A 2,462-nucleotide genomic window follows, 5' to 3' on the forward strand; every position below is an offset into this window, starting at 1 on the left:
CGTTCGTCCAGTTGGGCGCTCCACCTTGCCGCTCACCCCGCCGCCCACCCGACGGCCCGCTGTGCCGGGGAGGACCCCGGCCGGGCCCCACGGTCCGTCACCGCCCAGGAAGGCCGGACCATCATGAGCCTCAACCAGCGCAGGATCGCCGCCGCTCTCGTGACCATCGGCGCCGCCGGTATCCTCACCGCCTGTGGTGCGGACGTCGAGCACGGCACCGTCACCGGGAAGCAGCACATCGACTCCTCCCCTGCCACAGTTCCTGCGAGCAGCTGCCACGGGCGTATCTGCAGTGTCAACGTCGGGTCCTTCTCCGTGAGCGCGCCCGTCATCATCTGCAACAAGACCACCTGCACCGCCCTCAAGCCCGAGTACTGGCAGATCACCCTCCGCGACAAGGACGGCAACACCGGTACGGTCCGCGTCACCGAGGACGAGTACCGACGCATCCACGAGGGCGGCACGTACTGAGAGGGGCGGCGAGGCCGGGGACCAAGAGGTCCCCGGCCTCGAGCCGCACTGGAGCCGGCGGTCCGCGGTGCCTTGATCGGTGACCGCAGACCGCCCTGCGGTTCCCGGCCGGAGCGAGTGGCAGGAGATCAGGCCTCGGGCACGTACTGCTCGGGCATGACCACGTGCTGCTCGGGCACGATTGCGACGGCCGTGGCTTCCCCGTCCTCCTCCTTCTTCTCCTCGTTCTCCAATCGGGCCGGCGCCTGTCGTTCGGAGCGTCGCTGGAGCTCTGCGTCTTCGCGGATCATCGCGCGTATCTCCTTGAGCGGGAGCGGAACGAGGTCTGCAAGATCCTGCTCGCTCCCGAACAGCTCTGCGGCTGCCACGACCGCCTTGCGTGCCCGCGTACGAGCCTCCTCCAGGAGGGTCAGTTCCCGGTCCACAGCGGCGAGTGCGGTGGCCTGCTGAGAATGGCGCTGCCGGGCTGCTTCGAGCTCGGCCTTCTGTTGGGCACGCAGCTTTTCCCGTCGTGCCAGTACGGCTTCATTGTGGCGTGAGGTCATGGTCTGCATCGTTACCTCTGATCGGTCATCAGGCAAATGACCTTGACCGCTTCGTGCCTGATCCGGTCGTCCTACCCCGCCGGCCCAGCCCACTGCGTGGGCTGGGCGACGCCCCGGCGGGCCGTCTGCCCGGGGGCGCGACGGCCGATCCCTGCTGGCCTTGGACAGCCATCATCGCAAGAGTCGACACGTGATCCCGGCCGGGTTGATTTGGGCGCCCCGGCGGTTTTGCACGCAGGGGCCGGGGGCCTCACGTTCGGCCGACAATGGGCTGCTTGCCGCTGCAAATCTCCGGCCTCCATGCGGGCGGCGGGCATGCCTGCTCGGGGGTCCGGCCCGGCACTCGAGCCTGGCAGACGGCGCGGCATGGACCACAAGGCCGGTCGTCGCTTCGCTCCAAGCGACCGGCCTTGTGGTCCCACCTCACCGCCCGCCGGACGGCACGTGCCGGGACGGACCCCCGGCCGGGCACCGACCCGTCACCGCCACACGAAGCCGGAGACCCACGTGCACATCACCTCACCCGCCGCTGACGCGAACGGAATGTCTTCCAAGTCCCCGCTCCTGACCGACCTGCTCAATCGCGCCATCGATCTGATGGAGCACACGGCCGAGCGCATGCGCAAGCGCACCGCTGACGCTGCCTCCCGGAAGGCTGCAGCGTTCGTCGCCGAGAACTTCCCCAGCCTCTTCCCGAAGCAGCTGAGCATGTCCGAATCCTGGAGCGGATGCCTGTGGTGGGGTGAGTTCAACGAGATGCCGCCGAGCGCCGTCGCGTACCTGGACGACAGTGTCTGGCTGCACCAGACCGGGGCTGATGCCATGACCGTCATCACCGCGTGCGGCTGCGGGAGCGGGTACCGGTCGCAGGTGCTGATCGAGCTCGAGCCCGGGCTGGTGTACGAGTACGGCCCGCGTGCGACGAAGGAGGAGAAGGCTGCGAAATTGCTGTGGGAGTTCCTCGACGAGGCTTCGCGCGCTCGGGGCTCGGGGGACGGCAAGGGCTGCGGGCAGTGCGGCAGCGTCCAGAAGCCCGATTACTGGGCCGGCTTCTCCGCCGATCGGTGACCCACTCTGTCGGGACAGCATCGAAAGGCCGGCCGCGGCCGTAGTGCTTCTTACGGTGCCCGATCAGTCGTCAGGCTGCTGATGTCGGAGAGCTCCAGGAGCGGTTACGGCAGTCGGCCGGATTGGCCCCCGCTGAAGAGATTTCTGCGGGGGCCGGAGCCCGCTGGCGCGGTCTCCGTCCCGGGGGCCGGAGCCCGCTGGCGCGGTCTCCGTCCCGGGGGCCGGAGCCCGCTGGCGCGGTCTCCGTCCCGGGGGCCGGAGCCCGCTGGCGCGGTCTCCGTCCCGGGGGCCGGAGCCCGCTGGCGCGGTCTCCGTCCCGGGGGCCGGAGCCCGCTGGCGCGGTCTCCGTCCCGGGGGCCGGAGCCCGCTGGCGCGGTC

At 70.1% G+C, this 2,462-nt stretch carries 3 protein-coding genes; 2 read left to right on the forward strand and 1 reads right to left on the reverse strand.

The features are described 5' to 3' along the window. On the forward strand, nucleotides 1-471 hold a 471-nt coding region (locus tag ACFV0O_RS41400), incomplete at its 5' end, for a hypothetical protein (protein ID WP_380350236.1). A gap of 128 nt (nucleotides 472-599) precedes the next feature. Here ACFV0O_RS41400 and ACFV0O_RS41405 read toward each other — a convergent pair. Continuing rightward, the gene (locus ACFV0O_RS41405) at nucleotides 600-1,016 is read right to left on the reverse strand and encodes a hypothetical protein (protein WP_380350239.1); all 417 of its coding nucleotides are present in this window, start codon (nucleotides 1,014-1,016) and stop codon (nucleotides 600-602) included. Between the two features lie 507 nt (nucleotides 1,017-1,523). Here ACFV0O_RS41405 and ACFV0O_RS41410 point away from each other — a divergent pair. After that, complete coding sequence (locus tag ACFV0O_RS41410) at nucleotides 1,524-2,084, forward strand: hypothetical protein (RefSeq protein ID WP_380350242.1); 561 nt, start codon at nucleotides 1,524-1,526, stop codon at nucleotides 2,082-2,084. The last annotated feature ends 378 nt before the right edge of the window (nucleotides 2,085-2,462 follow it).

Source organism: Kitasatospora sp. NPDC059577, assembly GCF_042735475.1.
In the GTDB taxonomy this organism is placed as follows: domain Bacteria; phylum Actinomycetota; class Actinomycetes; order Streptomycetales; family Streptomycetaceae; genus Kitasatospora.